Raw genomic sequence first — 19,349 nt, 5'->3', positions numbered from 1 at the left:
CTTATCTCGAGGCGCCCTGACGGCGTCCCCGGATCACCTCCATGGTGGCATCGCGTGCCGCCCGGCGGCTAGTGGACCCTTCGGTAAAGTCTTTACAATACGAGACGGTCTCGTATCGAAATGGCTCTAGGGTGGAAGCCATGACTACTCCCGCCGTCACCACCCCACGCATACCGGAAGCCGTCCACCGGCGCCGTTGGGCGATCCTCGGCGTCCTGATGCTGAGCCTGCTGATCGTGGTGCTCGACAACTCGATCCTGAACGTCGCCATCAAGACGATCTCGACCCCCGAGCCCACCGGCCTGGGCGCCACCCAGGGCGACCTGGAATGGGCCATCAACTCCTACACCCTGGTCTTCGCCGGACTCCTCTTCACGGCAGGCCTGCTCGGCGACCGGCTCGGCCGCAAGAAGATGCTGATCCTGGGCCTCGCCGTCTTCGGCATCGGCTCCGCACTCGCCGCCGAGTCCGGATCGCCCGTCCAACTCATCCTGTTCCGCGCGGTGATGGGCCTCGGCGCCGCCTTCGTGATGCCCGCCACCCTCGCCGTCCTGATGAACGTCTTCGAGCGCGAGGAGCAGCCCAAGGCCATCGGCATCTGGGCGGGCGGCGTCGGCCTCGCCATCGCGATCGGGCCCATCACCGGCGGCATACTCCTGGACCACTTCTGGTGGGGCTCGGTCTTCCTGGTGAACGTGCCGATCGTGATCGTCGCCATCGGCCTGATGATCTGGCTCGTCCCCGAGTCGCGCGACCCCAAGCCCGGCCGCATCGACCTGGCGGGCGTGGCCCTGTCCATCGTCGGCCTGGTCCTGCTCGTCTACGGCATCATCAAGGGCGGCCAGCTCGCCGACTTCACCGACCCCGCGGCCCTGGCGACGATCGTCGCGGGCATCGCCGTACTCGTCGGATTCGTGCTGTACGAGAAGCGCAGCGACCACCCGTCCATCGACATCTCGTACTTCAGGAACCGCGTCTTCTCGGCGGCGATCAGCTCCCTCGCGCTCGTCTTCTTCGCGCTGATGGGCGTGACCTTCTTCGCGGTCTTCTACACGCAGAGCGTGCGCGGCTACTCGCCGCTGCAGACCGGCCTGCTGATGCTGCCGCTCGCCGCCGCGCAGCTCATCTTCGCGCCGCGCGCCCGGCTCGTCGTCGACCGCTTCGGGGTGCGCGCCGTGTGCACGGGCGGGCTGCTGCTGCTCGCCGCGATGCTCGCCGCCTTCACCACGCTCGAAGCCGACACGCCGATCTGGATCCTGGAGGTCATCTTCTTCCTGATGGGCACCGGCATGGCGCACATCATGACGCCCGCGAGCGTCGTCATCATGCAGGCGCTGCCCCGCGAGAAGGCGGGCTCCGCCTCCGCGCTGAGCAACACCTTCCGGCAGGTCGGCGGCGCCCTGGGCATCGCGGTGCTCGGCTCCGTGCTCTCCGCGGCCTACCGCAACGGCGTCGAGGACAAGCTGACCCTGCTCCCCGCCGACGTGCGGCACACCGCGGGGGAGTCCATCGAGGCCACCCTCGGCGTCGCCGCGAAGCTCGGCCCGCGCGGCGAACCCCTGGTGACCGCGGCCCACGACTCCTTCCTGCACGCCATGCACGTCACGGCCCTCTGCGGCGCGGGCGTCGCCCTGATCGGCGTCGTGGTCGTCGCCCTGTTCCTGCCGGGCCGCCCGCCCCAGGAGCCGGAGGCCGAACCGAAGGAGGCGGATCCGGTCGGCGCCGGACGCTGACTCGAGCGGGCCACGACGGGGCTGCCGGGCCGGGCAGGGACAATCGGCCTGGCAGAGCGCGGACGACAAGAGACGGAGTTGACGTGGGCCACATCGCCAAAGGCGTCCGGGGGCGCCCCCGCAGCGAGGCCGTGGAGCGGTCGATCATCGAGGGCGTCCTGAAGATGATCGAGGACGGCGTGCCCCTGGCCGACCTCTCCATCGAGCGGATCGCGCGCACGGCGGGTGTGGGCAAGGCCACCATCTACCGCCGCTGGAGCGGCAAGGAAGAACTCTTCGTCGACATCCTGCGCCTCATGGAGGACCCCTCTCCCGAGCTGTCCGGGGAATCCATGCGCGCCGACCTCGTCACCCTCCTCGACCACTTGCGCAGACGCGGCGTGACCCTGAGGTCCTCCGCGCTCCTGCACAACGTCTTCGCGCAGATGAAGAGCCTGCCGAAGCTCTGGGAGGCGTACCAGGCGACGGTCGTCGAACCGCAGCGCCGCGTCATGCTCGGCGTGCTGCGCCGCGGCATCGAGAACGGCGAACTGCGCCCGGACGTCGATGTCGCGCTGGCCAACGACCTCATCGCCGGACCCATGCTGCTGCGCACCGTCCTGCGCTCCGACGCGCCGCTCGACGAGGACCTCGCGGAGCGGATCGTGGACGCCGTGCTCGCGGGGCTGCGGCCCACGGGGTGAATGTGCGCGTTTCGTCACAGCGGCCCGTTGTGCGCACAGATGCGGAACCCGCCGCGCCGCCCCGCTCGTCCTCGTCCCGTACGGCCGTCACGGACGGCGGGGAGGACACCCGATCATCGCCTAGGGTTTCAGGGGCGAGGACGGTTGCACGGCACCAGTGAGGCGACGAGCGTATGGCGCAGGCGTATGTGACGGAAACGGGCAACGGCGGCTCGGGGCCTGACCGCCAGGGGTCCCGGCTCCGGCGCCTGGTCGACGGATGGCGCGGCGACCGGGGCATCTGGAGGCGCGGCCTCGTCACGGCCGGGATCGCGGTGCTGCTCGCCCTGGTGATGCTCTTCCACGCGCAGATCCCGAACGGCGTCGGCAACCTCGGCAGCCTCATCGAGACGTTCCTGCCCTGGCTCGGCCTCCTCGTCCCGGTGCTGCTGGTCATCGGGTTCGTGCGCAAGTCCGCCACCGCGCTGATCGCCGTGCTGCTGCCCGCGGTCATCTGGGTCAGCTCCTTCGGCGGCCTGATCTCCGACAAGTCCGGTGCCGGCGGCGACCTGACGGTCGCCACCCACAACGTGAACGCGGAGAACGCCGACCCCTCGGGCACCGCCCGTGACGTCGCCGCGTCCGGCGCCGACGTCGTGGCGCTGGAGGAGCTCACGGCGGACGCCGTCCCGACGTACGAGAAGGCGCTGGCCGGCACGTACAAGTACCACTCGGTGCAGGGCACGGTCGGCCTGTGGAGCAAGTACCCCCTGACCGGCACGCGGCCCGTCGACATCAAGCTGGGCTGGACGCGCGCGATGCGGACGACGGTCGACAGCCCCAAGGGCGAGGTCGCCGTGTACGTCGCGCACCTGCCGTCGGTGCGGGTCAAGCTGGACGCGGGCTTCACCGCCAACCAGCGTGACGCGAGCGCGGACGCGCTGGGCGAGGCCATCGCCGACGAGCCGATCTCCAAGGTCGTGCTGCTCGGCGACCTGAACGGCACGATGAACGACCGCGCCCTGAACGCGGTCACCTCCCAGATGCGCTCCACGCAGGGCGCGGCGGGCAACGGCTTCGGCTTCAGCTGGCCCGCGTCGTTCCCGATGGCGCGGATCGACCAGATCATGGTGAAGGGTGTCGAGCCGCTGTCGTCGTGGACGCTGCCGGAGACGGGCAGCGACCACCTGCCGATCGCGGCGCGCGTCGAGCTGTAGAGCACTGCTGTAGGGCACTGCCCGCGCCGGTGCGCGGGCTGTGCCGCGCGCCTGTCGGCTAGCGCGCGCTAGTCTGTGGGGCCGCTGTTCTCGGTGCGCGGCACATCTGCTCTGGACCTCGCGGAATACTGAGCCTGAGACACTTTGTTCCGTACTTAAACTTACGGAACATCCATCCCTCATGCGCTCCCCCGGAAGGTTCTTCATGCCCCTGGCCCTGCTCGCCCTAGCCGTGGGCGCCTTCGGCATCGGTACGACCGAGTTCGTGATGATGGGCCTGCTGCCCAACGTCGCCGACGACCTCGGCATATCCATCCCCAGCGCCGGACACCTCGTCTCCGCCTACGCCCTGGGCGTCGTCATCGGCGCCCCGCTGCTCGCCGCGGTCACCGCGCGCATGCCGCGCCGCCGGGTCCTCATCGGCCTCATGGTGCTCTTCGTCGCGGGCAACGCGCTGTCGGCCGCGGCACCCGACTACCACTGGCTGATGGCCGCCCGCTTCCTCAGCGGCCTCCCGCACGGCGCGTTCTTCGGCGTCGGCGCGGTGGTCGCCACAGGGCTCGTCGCCCCCGAGCGCAAGGCGCGCTCCGTCTCGCTCATGTTCCTCGGCCTGACCGTCGCCAACATCGTCGGCGTCCCGGTCGCCACCGCCATGGGCCAGCAGCTCGGCTGGCGCGCGACGTTCCTCGCGGTCAGCGCGATCGGCCTGGTGGCGATCGCCGCGCTCGCCCTCCTCGTCCCCGCCGACCACGGCCACGGCGAGAGCGGCGGCCTGCGCGGGGAGATCAGGGCGCTCGGCAGCGTGCCGGTCTGGCTCGCGCTCGGTACGACCGTCGCGGGCTTCGGAGCGCTCTTCTCGGCGTACAGCTACGTGACCCCGATGCTGACCGATGCCGCGGGCTACGCCGAATCCAGCGTCACGTTGCTGCTCGCGCTGTTCGGTGTCGGCGCCACGGCGGGCAACCTGCTCGGCGGCCGGCTCGCCGACCACTCCCTGCGGGGCACGCTCTTCGGCGGGCTCACGGCGCTCGTCGTGGTCCTCGCCCTGTTCCCGGTCCTGATGGGTACGGCGTGGAGCGCGGCGCTCGCGGTGACGCTGCTCGGCATGGCGGCGTTCACGACCGGGTCGCCCCTGCAGCTGATGGTCATGGAGAAGGCGTCCGCGGCCCCGTCCCTGGCCTCCTCCGCCAACCAGGCGGCGTTCAACCTCGCCAACGCGGGCGGCGCGTGGGTCGGCGGCCTCGCGCTGGCCGCGGGCTTCGGGGTCACGTCCCCGGCGGTCACGGGCGCGGCCCTCGCGGTGCTCGGCCTCGGGGTGGCCGGGGTGGCGTACCTGGTGGACCTGCGGTCGCCCGCGGGTGCGCCCGCTGCCGCCGTCGGCGGTGAGCGGCTGGTGGCTTCGGGGAAGCCGCTGCGGGAGACGTCCCGGCGGTAGCGCTCTTCCCCGGGTGACACGGGGGTGGGCGGCTGGACCGCCCACCCACCCGTGACCGTCAGACCGACTCGCGCCAGCGATTGGTGATCGGCAGCCGGCGGTCCTTGCCGAAGCCCTTCGCGGAGATCTTCGTGCCCGGCGGGTACTGGCGCCGCTTGTACTCGGCGGTGTCCACCATCCGCAGCGTCTTGACCACGAGCTCCCGGTCGTACCCGGCGGCGACGATCGCGTCCGCGCCCTGGTCGCGGTCGACGTACATCTCCAGGATCGCGTCGAGGACGGGGTAGTCCGGCAGCGAGTCCGTGTCCACCTGGTCGGGCCGCAGCTCCGCGCTCGGCGGCTTGGTGATCGAGTTCTCCGGGATCGGCGGCGTCTGGCCGCGTTCGACGGCCGCGCGGTTGCGCCACTCGGCGAGCCGGAAGATCAGGGACTTGTAGACGTCCTTGATCGGCCCGTACGCCCCGACCGAGTCGCCGTAGAGCGTCGAATAGCCCACCGCCAGCTCGGACTTGTTGCCCGGGGCCAGGACGATGTGGCCCTCCTGGTTGGAGATGGCCATCAGCATCGTGCCGCGCAGGCGCGACTGGAGGTTCTCCTCGGCTAGGCCGGTCAGGCCGAGCGACCCCATGTACGCGTCGAACATCGGGGCGATCGGCACCGTACGGAAGTTCAGCCCCGTACGCCGCGCCAGGTCCTCCGCGTCACTGATGGAGTGGTCCGAGGAGTAGCGCGACGGCATGGCGACGCCGTACACGTTCTGCGCGCCGAGCGCGTCGCAGGCCAGCGCGGCGGTGATCGCGGAGTCGATGCCTCCGGAGAGGCCGATCAGGACGCTGCTGAATCCGTTCTTCGCGGCGTACGCACGCAGCCCGACGACCAGCGCCGAGTACACCTCTTCGTCGTCGTCGAGCCGCTCGGCGTACCCACCGGTGAGCTCCGGCTCGTACGCGGCGAGGGGAGCCTCCGAGAGCGTGACGTGCTCGATCCGCAGCCCGTCGTCCACGATGCCCGACGGCGGCTCGGGCGCGGCGGCGGGCAGCTCCAGATCGAGGACCACGCAGCCCTCCGCGAACTGCGGCGCCCGCGCGATGACTTCGCCGTTCCGGTCCACGACCACCGAGTCGCCGTCGAAGACGATCTCGTCCTGGCCGCCGATCATGGCGAGGTAGGCGGTGGTGCAGCCCGCCTCCTGCGCACGCTTGCGCACCAGCTCCAGGCGTACGTCGTCCTTGTTCTGCTCGTACGGCGAGGCGTTGATGGAGAGCAGGAGACCCGCACCCGCCGTGCGCGTCGCGGGCACGCGGCCGCCGTCCTGCCAGAGGTCCTCGCAGATGGCGAGCGCGACGTCGACGCCGTGCACGCGCACGATCGGCAGGGTCTCGCCCGGCACGAAGTAGCGGAACTCGTCGAAGACGCCGTAGTTCGGCAGGTGGTGCTTGGAGTACGTCAGGACGGCCTCGCCGCGGTGCAGCACGGCGGCGGCGTCCCGCGGGGCGCCCGCGGGCTGGCCGTACTTCGGCTTGGCCTCCTCGGTGCGGTCGAGATAGCCGACGACGACCGGCAGCTCCCCGTACCCCTCGTCGTTCAGCCGCGCGGCGAGCGCGCGCAGCGCCTCCCGCGAGGCATCGACGAAGGACGACCGCAGGGCGAGGTCCTCGACGGGATAGCCGGTCAGCGCCATCTCGGGGAACGCCACGAGGTGCGCTCCCTGCTCGGCGGAGTGCCGGGTCCAATGGACGATCGCCTCGACGTTCCCGGCGAGATCGCCGACCGTCGAGTCGATCTGATTCAGGGCGAGGCGTAGTTGAGGCACGGGGCCCAGTGTAATCGTCAAAGCGACGCGATGCCCTTCAGGGCGGGTGTGGGGCGCCCCACTGGGGGCGCCCCACGGGTCGCCGGTCAGCGGCGGTAGCCGAGGACCGTCATCATGCCTGCCTCCGAGTGGTACACGTTGTGGCAGTGGAGCATCCACAGGCCCGGGTTGTCGGCGTCGAAGTCCACCGTCAGGGAGCCGCTCGGCAGGATGACCGCGGTGTCCTTGCGGGGGCCGCCCACCGCGTCCGCCAGGGCGAACGTGTGGCCGTGCAGGTGGACCGGGTGCCACATCGTCGTCGAGTTGGCGAGGACCAGCCGGACGCGTTCGCCCGCGCGGACCGGGTGGCGCTGACCGGGGGAGTAGGGCTTCTTGTCGAAGGCCCAGTCGTACTTCGCCATCCCGCCGGTCAGGCGCAGCCTGATCGTGCGGTCCGGTTTGCGGGCCGGCAGGGCGGCCGACTCCGCCGCCCGCAGCTTGTCCGCCGTCAGGAGGCGGCCCTTCAGCTCCTTGGGGCGGGTCGCGGGGGCGGGCGCCGCGCCGCCGCCCGTGCGCAGGATCGCGAGGGCCGTCGCCTTCTTGCCCTCGGCCGCCGCGGTCAGTGGGAACGCGCCGTCCTCGGCGGTGACCAGGACGTCGTAGCGCTCGCCCATGCCGAGCAGCAGCGCGTCCGTCTTCGCGTGCTCCACCGGGAAGCCGTCCGTGTGCGTCACCGTCATCTCGTGGCCGCCGAGCGCCACCCGGAAGGCCGTGTCGCCGCCCGCGTTGATGATGCGCAGGCGGATGCGGTCGCCGGGGCGGGCCTTGAAGGAGGAAGGGTCCTTCGGTGTGCGGCCGTTGATCAAATAGTGGGGGTACGCCACGTCGCCCGCGTCGCCGCCCAGCAGGTCGCTCCTGGCGCCCGTCATCAGGCGGGAGGGGCCGGTGGGCTTGGGTGACGCTTCCCTGGCCGACGACATGTTCGACATGTCGTGGCCGCCCTCGCCGCCGCCCATGTCGTGGCCGCTCATGCCCCTGCGGAGCTGCGCGAGCACGGCGTCCGGTGTCGAGCCGTCCACCCCGTCGACCCAGTCGTCCAGGACGACGACCCACTCCTTGTCGTACTGCAAGGGCTCCTTGGGGTCCTCGACGATCAGTGGTGCGTACAGACCGCGGTCCTGCTGCGTGCCCGAGTGGGGATGGAACCAGTACGTCCCCGGGTGCGGCACCGCGAAGCGGTAGGTGAAGTCGGCGCCGGGCTTGATGTCCTGCTGGGTGAGACCGGGGACGCCGTCCATGTCGTTGCGCAGGGCCAGGCCGTGCCAGTGCAGGGACGTGGCCTGGGGGAGGTGGTTGGCGAGCGTGAGGGCGAGGGTGTCGCCCGCGGTGACGCGGACTTCCTTGCCGGGCAGCTGGTCGCCGTACGCCCAGGTCCTGACCGTGCGGCCGCCGAGGTCGAGCTTGGCGGCCGCGGCCGTGAGCTTCACCTCGCGGACCGTGCCGTCGCCGGCTCGCTTCTTCTCCGCGGCGGCGACTTCCTTGCCGGCGGGGTCGACATAGCCCTCGGGAGCGCCGGGAGAGCCCTTGGGAGCGTCGGGAGAGCCCTTGGGTCCGGAGCCGCCGCCGTGTCCGCCGTGACCGGAGTCCGAACCTGAACCGGAGCAGGCCGCCAGGATTCCCGAACCGGCGACGGCGGTCGCGGCGCCGAGCAGGGCGCGGCGCGAAGGGGTGCGCAGGGGTTGAGTGCGCATGGCTGTACACCTCGTCGTAGTGGTGCGTGCAGATGGGCGCATCTGCTGCTTCTGATACACCGCTCGAGGCCCGGAGGTTCCCACCTGGGGTCGCCGGAGATCCCCACCGGAGATCGCTGGGGATGGCCGGGGTTCCGCCCGGGCGCGGGCAGCGCGAAGCAGCCGGTGCGTCGGCCTAAATGCGCAGCACCGAGAGGTGGGAGAGGAGTATGCGGGGCGGCGGCGGATTGGGCCGCAGCCCGTCGAGCAGCCGGGCGAGCGGACGCGCGGGGACGGCGAAGCCGCCGGGCCGCAGCATTCCTGCCTTGAGCAGCAGTACGAGGGTGAGCGAGGCGAGGACGGCCAGGCACACGGACAGCGGGTCCGTGCCGTCCATGCCGGCGGGCGTGGACGCGGACGCGGACGTGGCCACGAGGGGTGGCCGCGCGGGGGCGTCGGCGTGGCCGCCGTCGCTCATCTCGTGCTGACCGGCGGCTTGTTCGGACCCGCTTGCGTGACGCGTCGACTGGCTCGTGGACTGGCTCGTCGAATGATCCGTCGAGTGACTCGGCGACGCGTGGCCCGTCGGGTGACCGAGCGTATGCATCGTCACGATGCCGAAGAGCAGCGCCGCGAGCAGCAGGAGCTGCCTGCCGTTCGCCGATCTCTTCGTGGTCGCCATGGTCGGCACCTTACCCCCGGCGGGTATTCGACGACATGCGGGCCCCCGGTACCCGACTGATTATGAGCCCATGATGAATGTGGGCAATAGGGTGCGAAACGGCCCCGCTGGGAGCGACGGCAGGCGGCGAGGACCGCGGACTCGCCACGGGGCTGGAGTCGGAGGCGAAGGCGGGGGCGGAGTCGGGGGCGGAGTCGGGGGCGGTGGCCATCACTAGCGCCGTCCGCCCCGCCGTGCCGACCACGCCCGAGGGGCCCCGCCGTCGCCCTGGCCCCGCTCGCGCGGCAGGCGTCGTATCGCTCCTGCTGGCGCTCGGCGCGGTCGCCTACAGCACGTGGATCGTCGAAGCCTTCCTCGGGACGGGGCTCTCGCCGGTGAGCTCGTACGTCAGTGAACTCGCCGCCCGGGACCAGCCGTTCGGCACGCTGTTCCGCACGGCCGACCTGACCGCCGGGCTGCTGGTCCTCGCGGGCGCGGCGGCCGCGCTCCGGTGGCTGCCGCGCCGGCTGCTGCCGCGTCGGTGGGACACGGTCGTCGGGTGGGCGGGGCTCGCGCTGTTCGGGGCGGCCACCGCGGTCGACTCCCGGCTGCCGCTGAGCTGCGCGCCGACCGCCGACGCGGTGTGCGTGGCCGGAGAGCGGGCGGGGCTCTTGCCCGCCACGCACGCGGCGCACGTGGTGAGCAGCGGTGTCGCGGTGACGGGGGCGCTGGTGGGGATGGTGGCGCTGACGCTCGCGGCGCGCAGGTACGGGGTCCTGCCCTCCCTCGCGGGCCCCTTCGGTCTCCTCCTCGTCCTCCTCGAACTGGCCGCCACCACCTGGACCCTGGCGGCCGTCGCCGCCTTCGACGCGGGGCACGGTACGTGGGGTCTCGGGGTGGGACAGCGGCTCCAGGTGCTGCTGATCGCGGTCTGGCTGGGGCTGCTGGCGCGTGCGGTGGTGCGGCGCGGATGAGTTTCGTACGGATCGAGGGAGTGCCGCACCACGTGGAGGTGGCCGGAAGCGGACCGGTGTGCGTGCTGAGCGCGGGGCTCGGGCTCGCGTGGTTCGACTGGGACGCGGTGGTGGAGCGCCTCGCCCCGTGGCGGACGGTCGTCCGCTTCGACCGGCCGGGGTCGGGACTGAGCGGGCACGCGCGCGTGCCGCCCACGTTGGTGGGCGAGGCCGAGCGGATCGTACGGATCCTGGACGCGCTGGCCCTTCCCGGACCGGCGACCGTGGTCGGGCACTCGCTCGCGGGCTTCCACTGCGAGGCGTTCGCCCGCCTCTTCCCGGCGCGCACGTCGGGCCTGGTCCTGCTCGACTCCAGCGTCGAGGAACGGCCGAGGGTGCGGGTGCCGCGCGGGGCGCGGGTGGGGGCGGCGCAGGTGGTGGGGGCGGTGCTGAGCGGGGCGGGGGTTCCGTGGGCGCTGGGGCCGGCGGTGCGGAGGGTGGCGGTGCGGGGTGACGTGGCGTCGGCGGAGGCGGTGCGGCGGGTCTACGGGGCGAGCAGGGTGCTGCGGGGTTCGCTGCTGGAGTACGCGACGTACGGCGACGCCGCGCTGGAACTCGCCGCTCTCCGGCGGGATTTCCCCCTTCGGGAGCGGTTGCCGGTGACGGTGCTCGCCGCCGCCGCGTACGAGGGGGGCGCGAGGAGATGGCTCACCCGGCAGCGAGCTCTCGCCGCCTCCCTGGACGCGACCTTCCGCGTCGCGGAACCTGCGGGGCATCTGCTGATGCGGGACGCCCCGGGGGCCGTGGCGGAGGCGGTACTGGCCTCCGGCGGTATCCCCTGACCCGGGCTGTTCGTGCGGCTCCCATCTGGCCCGCCGCTGCGCGGCGGATTTTTCCCGCCCGCCCACCCGATTGCCCGGCGGTGTGCGGGCACCCTCTGCCGCTGCCGCGTGTGCTGTTCGTGCGGCTCCCGCCTGGCCCGCCGCTGCGCGGCGGATCTTCCCCACCCACCCACCCGATTGCCCGGCGGTGTGCGGGCACCCTCTGCCGCTGCCGCGTGTGCTGTTCGTGCGGCTCCCATCTGGCCCGCCGCTGCGCGGCGGATTCTTCCCGCGCCCACCCGATTGCCCGGCGGTGTGTGGGCAGACGGCAGAACCAGTCCCGGGCCCCGCCACGCGCAATCGGACGGCCAAGCGGCAACATCTGCTCCCCCGGAACCCGCCGCAGGGTGATCGGGTGGGTGGGTGGCGGGGGCTTGTTCGGGGAGAGGTGGGTGCGGGGGATCGGGTGGGTGGGTGGGGGACACCCGCCGCGGAGCGGCGGTTCAGGGGATACCGCCGGGTCACCTCACCCAGCAGCGGCAGGAGCAGGGGAGCAGGGGATACCGCCGGGTCACCCTGCAGCGGCAGGAGCAGGGGAGATACCGCCGGGGCGCCCGGCAGCGGCGCCCCCGGCCTCGCGGGCCGGGAGGGATACCGTAGGGCCACTATGAAGTGGCGCCCCCGCTGCCGCGAAGCCCCCGCACACTCTCCCGGATCACGATGTGCGTACCCAGCAGATGCCTCTCCTGGCCCGCCCGAGGCGCCCCCGCCAGAGCGAGGCGGACCGCCGTGCGGCCCATTTCCTCCGCGGGGATGTGCACCGTCGTCAGGCCGGGGGTGATGTCCGCCGCCACGGGGTCGTCGTTGTAGCCGACCACGGAGATGTCCTCCGGGACCCGCAGCCCGTACTCCCGCAGCGCGATCATCGTGGCCGCCGCCACCCTGTCGTCGCCCGCGAACACCGCCGTGAAGTCCGGCCGTCCGTCCGCCTTCTTGAGGAGGTCCATGATCGCCTCGTACCCGTGGTTCTGTCCGAACCCGATGCCGTGCAGGATCGCCTCCTCGCGCGGCACCCCGTGGTCGGCCAGCGCGCGCAGGTATCCGGCGACACGGTCCTCGCCGGTGGTGTGGCCGGGCTGGTAGCCGATCAGGGCTATCTTGCGGTGGCCCGCGCCGAGCAGGTGGCTCGTGATCGCGTACGCGCCCGCCTCGTTGTCGTACTCGACGACCAGCGCGGGAACGTCCGGCGCCGGCGCCGGACGCCCGCACAGGATCAGCCGGGAGCCCGCCGCCGCGAGCGCCTCGGCGTACCGCGCCATCCGCTCGCGGTACTCGTCGTCCTCGATGACGCCGCCCACCAGGATCACCGCCTCGGCGGCCTGCTCGCGCATCATCTGCACCAGGGCCAGCTCGCGGGCCGGATCGCTGTTCGTCGAAGCGACCAGCGTGAGCCTGCCCCGCTGGGCTGCCTCCATCTCCACGCCCTGCGCGACATGCGCGTAGAAGGAGCTCACCAGCTCGAACATGAGCACCGCGATCGTCTTGCGGCCCGCGCCCGCCAACGCGCGCGCGTGCGCGTTGGCGACGTAGTCGAGGTCCTTGACGGCCCGCAGCACCTTCGCGCGCGACGCCGTCGACGTCGGGTAGTTGCCCGCGAGGACCCGCGAGACGGTCGCGACCGAGACGCCGGCCCGCGCCGCCACATCGCGGATGGTGACCCGCTCACCCACTGTGTCTCCTCATGTAGCAGTATCCGGGCCCAGGAGCAGTATCTGGGTCAAGCCCAGTAGCAGTGTCCGGGTCAAGCCCAGTAGCAGTATCCGGGTCACGTGCCAGTTGCAGTAGCCGGGTCAAGTGACCGAGTCCGGGGCGGCGTTGCCCCCACGGCAGCCGCCCCGGACCATCATCCCGCGCCCGCCCCGGATCAGTGCGCGGCCTCGTACTCCTTTGCGAACTCCGCCTGCGCCTTGGCGCCGCCCTGCGCCTGCCACTTCTTGTGGACCGCGTCCCAGTCGGACAGCTTCTTGCGGCCCGAGACGATCGCCGTGACACCGTCCTCGATGACCTGCTGCATGGAAGCGCCCTGCCGGTTGTACGTGTCCGACATCAGGCCCCAGTGGTCGTCGCGGACCAGCTGCGGCACCACCGCCTTCTCCCAGGTGTGCAGCCGCTTGGTGAGATCGGCGAAGCCGGGGAAGTAGAGCGGCTGCGGCGCGTCCATGAGGTAGGCGAAGGGGAGGTTCGTCCTGTTCTCCACCAGGCCGAGCGAGGTGGGGATCGGGTCGCCGTTCTTGTCGTACTCGAAGTGTGTGCCCTCGACGCCCGAGTGCATCAGCTCGTACTCCTTGGAGCCGAACGGGGACGCCAGCCAGTCCAGGACCCGCAGCATCAGCTTGACGCGGTCCTTGGAGGCCTTCTTGATGACGGTGTAGCCGAAACAGCCGCGGTTCTGCTGGTAGACGGGCGTCACGCCGTCCACCACGTACGGCACGGCGGCGTCCAGCGTGAACTCGTCCTTGATGCCCTGCGCGTTGGAGATCGCCGCGCCCCAGCCGTCCGTCATCGAGCGGACCGTGCCGTTGTAGAACTGGGTCTTGAGGTCGACCTGGGAGATCGAGGTGGCATCGGAGTTGTACGAGCCCGCCTTGCGCATCTTGGACATGTACTCGAGGGCGGCCTTGAACTCGTCGGTCCCGTACATGTCGGTGACCTTGCCGTTCTTGATCTGCCACTGGTTCGGCGCGCCGTGCCACATCGCGTGGTAGAGGTAGCCGAAGAAGCCGACCGACGAGGCGCCGAGCGCGTACTTCTTGTTCCGCGAGGCCTCCCTGGCCATCGTCTGGAAGTCGGCCGCCGCCATGCCCGGCTTGTAGCCCGCCTTGTCGAAGGCCTCGCGGTTGATGAACATCGCGCCCTGCACCTTGGCGCGCTCGATCGGCAGCCCGTAGATGCGTCCGGAGACGCGGCCCATGCCCTCCCACGCGTACGTAGGGATGTTGGCGAGGTTCGGGTAGTCGTTCACCGCGTCGCCGGAGAGGTGCTCCGAGAGGTCCGCGCAGCGCGACTTCACGAACTGCGACTCGCGCGGAAGCACGTACCCGCCACCGAAGTTGATCATGTCGGGCAGGTCGTCGCCGGACATCAGGGTGGACATCTTGGAGCGGAAGTCCGCGTCCGGGACCACGGAGAACTCGACCTCGACACCGAGGGCCTCGTTCATCGCCTGCCAGTACTTGTTCGATCCGACCGGCTTCGGCGGGGTGCCGTAGGTGATGGTCATGACCTTGATCTTCTGCTTGCCGGTGCCCGGCTTCTCGGCCGTCGCGGCGACCAGCCGCTGCGGGTACTTGGTGAACCCGGGCTGGACGCCCTCGGCGGTGGGCGCGAGGTCGGGCTTCGGGCCCTTGGCGGGCGTGTACGTCGGCCAGGGCGCCGCCTTCTTGTTGGCGTTGCTGACCGAACCGCCGCCGCCCGAGCCGGTGGAGCAGGCGGTGAGCAGGGAGGGGGCCGCGACCGCGGCCCCGCCGACGGCTATGGAGCGCAGCAGCGTACGGCGCGACATCGAGGAACCGGACACAGTGTCAACCTTTCGGACGTACCGAGTAGTCGTGCTGGGAAGTGGTGGTTCAGCTCATGAGTGGTGGCTCGGCTCATGAGTGGTGGCTCGGCGCTTGAGCGGGGGCTCAGCTCTTGATGGCGCCCGTGAGCACGCCCTTGGTGAAGTACTTCTGGAGGAAGGGGTAGACGATCAGGATCGGCACGGTGGCGATCACCAGGACGGCCATCTGCATCGTCTGCGGGGCCGAGACGTTCGACGCGTCGCTCAGGCCGGTGTCCGCGATCTGCGAGCCGCCCATGACGTACGTGCGCAGCACCTGCTGGAGCGGCCAGTGGTCGGACTCCAGATAGATCGAGGCATGGAACCAGGCGTTCCAGTAGCTCACCGCGTAGAAGAGGCCGACGACCGCGAGGGCCGCCTTGGAGAGCGGGAGCACGACCCGCCACAGGATCTGCCAGTCGTTCGCGCCGTCGAGCCGCGCCGCCTCGTACAGCTCCTCGGGAACGCCCTGGAAGAAGCCGCGCAGGACGACCAGGTTGAAGACGTTGATGAGGACGGGGACGATCAGGGCGCTGTAGCTCTCCAGCATGCCCATCCCCTTGACCAGCAGGAACGCGGGAATCATGCCGGGCGGGAAGAGGAACGTGAACAGGACGATCAGGAGGATCGGCTTCCCGCCGTACACCTTGGGGCGGCTCAGCGCGTACGCCAGGAACGTGGTGCACGCGAGCGAGGCGAGGGTGCCGATGATCGTGATGCCGGCGCTGACCCCGAGCGCCTTGGTGACGATGCCGCCCTCGAAGACCTGCTCGTAGGCGCGCAGGGTCGGGTGCGTCGGCCACAGGACCCAGCCGCCGTTGGCGATGACCTCGCGGTTGGAGGCGAACGACGTCGAGACGATGACCAGGAACGGCACGAAGACCATGACCAGGATGGTGACGATCGCCAGGGCCTTGGCCACCTGGGTGACCGGCTTCGGCTTCTCCATCCAGGAGGGGCGGACGGGGCGGACGGGGCGGACGGGGCGCTGTGGCCGCGCCGGACGCCCGGCGCGTATCGCGGCGGTTTTCGTGCTCGTGCTCACTTGTAGACCCCCTGCTCGCCGAGGCGATGGGCGACCTTGTTGGCCGCGAAGACGAGAATCGCGCCGACCACGCCCTTGAACAGACCCGCCGCCGCGGCGTATCCGGTGTCGCCGCCGACGATGCCCTGCCAGAAGACGAAGGTGTCGAGCACCTCACCGGCCTCGGGGCCGACCGATTGCCGCTGCAGCAGCATCTGTTCGAAACCGACGGAGAGGATGTCGCCGAGCCGCATGATCAGCAGCAGGATGACGACCGGCCGGATGGACGGCAGCGTCACGTGCCAGAAGCGGCGGAAGGGGCCCGCCCCGTCGATGGCGGCGGCCTCGTACTGCTGCTCGTCCACCTGCATCAGCGCGGCGAGGAAGATGATCGTGCCCCAGCCCGCGTCCTTCCAGACGACCTGCGCGACGACGAGCGCCGGGTAGGCGTCCGGGTTGCCGATGATGTCGACGGAGTGCAGACCCGCCTGGCCGAGCACGGAGTTGAGAAGCCCGGTGTCGGCGAGCACCTGCTGGAACAGGGCGACGACGATGACCCACGACAGGAAGTGCGGCAGGTAGACCACCGACTGCACGAAGCGCCGGGTCAGGTCCGAGGTCAGGCTGTGCAGGAGCAGGGCGAGACCGAGCGGGACCGGGAAGAAGAAGACCAGCTGGAGCACCGCGAGGAAGAGCGTGTTCCAGGTCGCGTGCCAGAAGTCCGGGTCGCCGAACATCCGGTCGAAGTTCTCGAAGCCGACCCAGGGGCTGGCCCAGAGGCCGTCGAAGGGGACGTACTCCTTGAAGGCGACGGCGTTCCCGATGAACGCGCCGTAGTGGAACACCAGGAAGTACGCGACCCCCGGCACCATGAGCAGCAGCAGGACTCGCGAGGAGCGAAACCGTTTCCATCGCTCATCACGCTTGAGTTTGTTGCCATTTGGCCTGTTACTGCGCTTGCCGGGCGGCTTCACCGCCTCGGTTTCCGTCCGTTCCTTCGTCACCGCTGACACGGCAGCCCCTCCGTTGTCGGAACAAGGTGACCGGAATCTAAAGCGGTTACTAACCCCGGTCAACCCCCTTGACCCCGCGATCTCTTGACCGCTGTCCCGACTTCGGCCTAGCCTCCAGGCGCTGTTGGGTAACCGGTTACTACGAGGGATGGTCACGCGTGGCAGACCAGGCAGAGTTGAAGGGTCCACCGATCACCGCGCTCGCCATGAGCGCGGACGTGGCGGACCGGGTGTTCGCCCCCGACATCCGCGAACGGCTGGCCCGCAGCGTGGAGTTGGCACCCGCCCTGCTCGCCGGTCCCCTCACCGGGGACGAGGCGCGGGCGGTGCTCGCCGACACGGAGATCCTGGTCACCGGCTGGAACTGCCCACCGGTCACGGCGGAGGTCCTCGCCTGCGCCCCTCGGCTGCGGGCCCTCGTGCATGCCGCCGGATCGGTGAAACCCGTGGTGACGGACGCGCTGTGGGACCGGGGCGTGGTGGTCTCGTCGGCGGCCGACGCGAACGCGGGACCCGTCGTGGCCTACACGCTCGCCGCGATCACCTTCGCGGCGAAGGGCGCCCTGTCGGCCGCGGCGGGCTACACCGCGGGATGGCCGCCCTTCACCGAACGGACGGGTGCGGACGCCCGCACCATCGGCGTCATCGGGGCGTCCCGCATCGGGCGGGGGGTGATCGCGGCGCTGCGCGCCTCCGACGTGGGCTGGCGGGTGCTGCTCACCGATCCGTACGTCACGAGGGAGGAGGCGGCCGGGCTCGGCGTGGAGCTGGTCGACCTCTCGGAGCTGTGCGGGCGCAGCTCGATCGTCAGCATCCACGCGCCCCAACTCCCGGAGACGCTGGGCCTGGTGAGCGAGCAGATGCTGAAGCTGATCCCGGACGGGGGCACCGTCATCAACACGGCACGCGGCTCACTGGTCGACACGGACGCGCTGGCCCGGGAGTGCGGGGCGGGCCGCCTGGACGCCTTCCTGGACGTGACGGACCCTGAGCCGCTGCCGGCGGGCCACCCCCTCCTGGAGTTGCCGAACGTACTGGTCACCCCGCATGTCGCGGGGGCGCAGGGCAGCGAGGTGCGCAGGCTCGGGGAGTACGCGGTGGGGGAGGTGGAGCGGTTCCTGGCGGGGGCGCCGCTGCGGGGGCGGCTCCGGCGGGAGGAGTTGCCGCGGATGGCCTGAGCGGATGGCCTGAGCGGGCGGCCGGGTGGCCGGGCGGGAGCCTTGGCCGCCGTCCTCCCGGCGTCGCCGCGTTCGTCCTCAGGCGCCGGATGGGCCGGACATCCGGCCCATCCGGCGATCGGGCCAGATCACGGCTTCGCGCCCCGCGCCTTCAACAGGTCGGTCATCAGCTCGATCTCCGACTCCTGAGAGTCCACCATGCCCTGCGCGAGGCGGCGTTCCACGTTCACCTCGCACCGGTCCACACACCCGTCGGCCATGTGGATCCCGCCCTTGTGGTGCTTGATCATCAGCTGGAGATAGCGCACCTCGGCGGCCCGCCCGTTCAGCTTCCCGAGCTTCGTGAGCTCGGTGTTCGTCGCCATCCCCGGCATCAGGGCGCCGTCCTTGCCCGGCGGCACGTCGCCCATCCCCATCCACTCCATCGGAGCGCCCTGAGGCACCTTCGGCAGCTCCCACAGGTCCAGCCAGCCGAGCAGCATGCCCCGCTGGTTCGCCTGCGTCTGGGCGATGTCGTACGCGAGGCGCCTGATCTCCTCGTCCTTCGTGCGGTCGCGCACGATGTACGACATCTCCACGGCCTGCTGGTGGTGCGTCGCCATGTCCCGGGCGAAGCCCGCGTCGGCCGACTCCGTGGCGGGGGCGGACGTGCCGGACGAGCCGTCCGACGAGGCGACCGCGGCCGTGATCCCGCCCGCGGCCACGGCCACCGCCGCGACGGCCCCGACCGCCCAGCACGTACGCCGCCTCACTGGCCCTTGCCCCCCGTGCAGGCGGCGCCCGGCTCAGGGGTCTGCTTGCCCTGTACGTACGTCGAGAAGAAGGAGCCGACCTTCGGGTCGTCCGCGCCGGTCACCGTGCGCTGGTGGCCCCAGGCCGACAGCATGATCGGGTCCTTCTGGTCCTTGACCGGGCTCATCAGCGAGTACGGCGTCTGCTTGACCTTCGTCTCGAGCTTCTTCAGGTCCGCGGCCTTCGCCTTGTCGTTGTACGTCACCCAGACGGCGCCGTGCTCCAGCGAGTGCACGGCGTTGCGCTCCGGGAGCTCGTCCTTGTAGACGTCGCCGTTGCAGTTCATCCACACCTGGTCGTGGTCACCGCCCACCGGCGGGGTCATCGAGTAGCTGACGTCCTTGGTGACGTGCGTGCGGCCCAGCTTCTTCGCGTCCCAGACCTTCTCGCCGTCCGCGGTCACCTTGAACTTCGGCGCGGACTTCCCGTCGGCGGCGACCTTGTCGGAGTCGTCGGCCTTCTGGAAGAGGACGACACCGCCCACGGCCAGCGCGGCGACCACCACCGCGCTCAGGGTGATCGTGATGACGCGGCCACGGCGGTCGCGTGCGCGCTCGGCCCTGCGCATCTCCTCTATCCGGGCCTTGCGGGATGCGTTGCTCGTGTTCTTGGCGGAACCCATGATGTGTCCTTCGGCGGAAACGACGGAAAGGGCGGGACGCACGTGACGGAACAGGTGGAGCGGTTCGCTGATCGTAATGGGCGAGCCCGGCGGTCTGTAGGGGCAGTCTGAGCCGCCC

General features: G+C 71.0%; 16 protein-coding genes. 7 read left to right on the top strand and 9 right to left on the bottom strand.

Annotated features, from left to right (window positions below):
* Positions 1 to 140: 140 nt before the first annotated feature.
* From ACZ6ZP_RS02720 to ACZ6ZP_RS02705, 4 genes are all read left to right on the top strand, one after another.
* A complete protein-coding gene (locus ACZ6ZP_RS02720) occupies positions 141 to 1,733 on the top strand; it encodes an MFS transporter (RefSeq protein ID WP_351159716.1) in 1,593 nt (530 codons plus the stop codon).
* A gap of 83 nt (positions 1,734 to 1,816) precedes the next feature.
* A complete protein-coding gene (locus ACZ6ZP_RS02715; protein ID WP_351159713.1) occupies positions 1,817 to 2,416 on the top strand; it encodes a TetR/AcrR family transcriptional regulator in 600 nt (199 codons plus the stop codon).
* Between the two features lie 173 nt (positions 2,417 to 2,589).
* The gene (locus ACZ6ZP_RS02710; protein ID WP_361462838.1) at positions 2,590 to 3,612 is read left to right on the top strand and encodes an endonuclease/exonuclease/phosphatase family protein; all 1,023 of its coding nucleotides are present in this window, start codon (positions 2,590 to 2,592) and stop codon (positions 3,610 to 3,612) included.
* A gap of 205 nt (positions 3,613 to 3,817) precedes the next feature.
* Positions 3,818 to 5,047, top strand: a complete 1,230-nt coding sequence (locus tag ACZ6ZP_RS02705; RefSeq protein ID WP_361462962.1) for an MFS transporter — start codon at positions 3,818 to 3,820, stop codon at positions 5,045 to 5,047.
* A 58-nt stretch (positions 5,048 to 5,105) separates the two neighbouring features.
* On the opposite strand, the gene ACZ6ZP_RS02700 is transcribed toward ACZ6ZP_RS02705, so the two are convergent.
* The 3 genes from ACZ6ZP_RS02700 to ACZ6ZP_RS02690 all read right to left on the bottom strand — a co-directional run bounded on the left by ACZ6ZP_RS02700 (position 5,106) and on the right by ACZ6ZP_RS02690 (position 9,251).
* A complete protein-coding gene (locus ACZ6ZP_RS02700) occupies positions 5,106 to 6,860 on the bottom strand; it encodes an NAD+ synthase (RefSeq protein WP_351159708.1) in 1,755 nt (584 codons plus the stop codon).
* Positions 6,861 to 6,946: 86 nt separating this feature from the next.
* The gene (locus tag ACZ6ZP_RS02695) at positions 6,947 to 8,590 is read right to left on the bottom strand and encodes a multicopper oxidase family protein (RefSeq protein ID WP_383818417.1); all 1,644 of its coding nucleotides are present in this window, start codon (positions 8,588 to 8,590) and stop codon (positions 6,947 to 6,949) included.
* A 175-nt stretch (positions 8,591 to 8,765) separates the two neighbouring features.
* Positions 8,766 to 9,251: a hypothetical protein gene (locus ACZ6ZP_RS02690; protein ID WP_469405286.1), complete on the bottom strand. Its 486-nt coding sequence runs from the start codon at positions 9,249 to 9,251 to the stop codon at positions 8,766 to 8,768.
* A gap of 302 nt (positions 9,252 to 9,553) precedes the next feature.
* On the opposite strand from ACZ6ZP_RS02690, the gene ACZ6ZP_RS02685 reads away from it, so the two are divergent.
* Together ACZ6ZP_RS02685 and ACZ6ZP_RS02680 are read left to right on the top strand one after the other, a co-directional pair.
* Complete coding sequence (locus ACZ6ZP_RS02685; protein ID WP_361462964.1) at positions 9,554 to 10,204, top strand: DUF998 domain-containing protein; 651 nt, start codon at positions 9,554 to 9,556, stop codon at positions 10,202 to 10,204.
* Positions 10,201 to 11,025 carry an alpha/beta fold hydrolase gene (locus tag ACZ6ZP_RS02680; RefSeq protein ID WP_468613754.1) on the top strand — a complete coding sequence of 275 codons (825 nt, stop codon included), beginning with the start codon at positions 10,201 to 10,203 and terminating at the stop codon, positions 11,023 to 11,025. Before ACZ6ZP_RS02685 ends, ACZ6ZP_RS02680 begins: the two co-directional genes overlap by 4 nt.
* Positions 11,026 to 11,669: 644 nt before the next feature.
* Here the strand turns inward: ACZ6ZP_RS02680 and ACZ6ZP_RS02675 are convergent.
* From ACZ6ZP_RS02675 to ACZ6ZP_RS02660, 4 genes are all read right to left on the bottom strand, one after another.
* Positions 11,670 to 12,734: a LacI family DNA-binding transcriptional regulator gene (locus ACZ6ZP_RS02675; RefSeq protein ID WP_351159699.1), complete on the bottom strand. Its 1,065-nt coding sequence runs from the start codon at positions 12,732 to 12,734 to the stop codon at positions 11,670 to 11,672.
* Between the two features lie 194 nt (positions 12,735 to 12,928).
* Positions 12,929 to 14,566 carry a type 2 periplasmic-binding domain-containing protein gene (locus tag ACZ6ZP_RS02670; protein WP_351159696.1) on the bottom strand — a complete coding sequence of 546 codons (1,638 nt, stop codon included), beginning with the start codon at positions 14,564 to 14,566 and terminating at the stop codon, positions 12,929 to 12,931.
* A gap of 121 nt (positions 14,567 to 14,687) precedes the next feature.
* Positions 14,688 to 15,551, bottom strand: coding sequence for a carbohydrate ABC transporter permease (locus ACZ6ZP_RS02665; protein ID WP_351160653.1), 864 nt, complete (start codon positions 15,549 to 15,551; stop codon positions 14,688 to 14,690).
* Positions 15,552 to 15,643: 92 nt separating this feature from the next.
* Positions 15,644 to 16,498, bottom strand: coding sequence for an ABC transporter permease (locus tag ACZ6ZP_RS02660; RefSeq protein WP_351159693.1), 855 nt, complete (start codon positions 16,496 to 16,498; stop codon positions 15,644 to 15,646).
* 347 nt (positions 16,499 to 16,845) lie between these two features.
* On the opposite strand from ACZ6ZP_RS02660, the gene ACZ6ZP_RS02655 reads away from it, so the two are divergent.
* Positions 16,846 to 17,817 carry a hydroxyacid dehydrogenase gene (locus ACZ6ZP_RS02655; protein WP_469405775.1) on the top strand — a complete coding sequence of 324 codons (972 nt, stop codon included), beginning with the start codon at positions 16,846 to 16,848 and terminating at the stop codon, positions 17,815 to 17,817.
* A 128-nt stretch (positions 17,818 to 17,945) separates the two neighbouring features.
* Here the strand turns inward: ACZ6ZP_RS02655 and ACZ6ZP_RS02650 are convergent, their stop codons facing one another.
* Positions 17,946 to 18,569, bottom strand: a complete 624-nt coding sequence (locus ACZ6ZP_RS02650) for a DUF305 domain-containing protein (protein ID WP_469405283.1) — start codon at positions 18,567 to 18,569, stop codon at positions 17,946 to 17,948.
* Complete coding sequence (locus ACZ6ZP_RS02645; RefSeq protein WP_351159689.1) at positions 18,566 to 19,231, bottom strand: DUF3105 domain-containing protein; 666 nt, start codon at positions 19,229 to 19,231, stop codon at positions 18,566 to 18,568. The genes ACZ6ZP_RS02650 and ACZ6ZP_RS02645 overlap by 4 nt, the downstream gene beginning before the upstream one ends.
* Between the last annotated feature and the right edge of the window lie 118 nt (positions 19,232 to 19,349).

This window comes from Streptomyces sp. NPDC054047, assembly GCF_055585065.1.
The sequence above is the reverse complement of the archived record's forward strand: the minus strand, read 5'-3'. Positions and strand labels throughout refer to the sequence as shown.

What these genes read in the sequence shown, in the direction of transcription:
- ACZ6ZP_RS02720 (WP_351159716.1), top strand. Translation starts at nt 141, where the DNA reads ATGACTACTCCCGCCGTCACCACCCCACGCATACCGGAAGCCGTCCAC.
- ACZ6ZP_RS02710 (WP_361462838.1), top strand. Translation starts at nt 2,590, where the DNA reads ATGGCGCAGGCGTATGTGACGGAAACGGGCAACGGCGGCTCGGGGCCT.
- ACZ6ZP_RS02705 (WP_361462962.1), top strand. Translation starts at nt 3,818, where the DNA reads ATGCCCCTGGCCCTGCTCGCCCTAGCCGTGGGCGCCTTCGGCATCGGT.
- ACZ6ZP_RS02695 (WP_383818417.1), bottom strand. Translation starts at nt 8,590, where the DNA reads ATGCGCACTCAACCCCTGCGCACCCCTTCGCGCCGCGCCCTGCTCGGC.
- ACZ6ZP_RS02690 (WP_469405286.1), bottom strand. Translation starts at nt 9,251, where the DNA reads ATGGCGACCACGAAGAGATCGGCGAACGGCAGGCAGCTCCTGCTGCTC.
- ACZ6ZP_RS02680 (WP_468613754.1), top strand. Translation starts at nt 10,201, where the DNA reads ATGAGTTTCGTACGGATCGAGGGAGTGCCGCACCACGTGGAGGTGGCC.
- ACZ6ZP_RS02670 (WP_351159696.1), bottom strand. Translation starts at nt 14,566, where the DNA reads ATGTCGCGCCGTACGCTGCTGCGCTCCATAGCCGTCGGCGGGGCCGCG.
- ACZ6ZP_RS02665 (WP_351160653.1), bottom strand. Translation starts at nt 15,551, where the DNA reads ATGGAGAAGCCGAAGCCGGTCACCCAGGTGGCCAAGGCCCTGGCGATC.
- ACZ6ZP_RS02660 (WP_351159693.1), bottom strand. Translation starts at nt 16,498, where the DNA reads ATGGTGCCGGGGGTCGCGTACTTCCTGGTGTTCCACTACGGCGCGTTC.
- ACZ6ZP_RS02655 (WP_469405775.1), top strand. Translation starts at nt 16,846, where the DNA reads ATGAGCGCGGACGTGGCGGACCGGGTGTTCGCCCCCGACATCCGCGAA.
- ACZ6ZP_RS02645 (WP_351159689.1), bottom strand. Translation starts at nt 19,231, where the DNA reads ATGGGTTCCGCCAAGAACACGAGCAACGCATCCCGCAAGGCCCGGATA.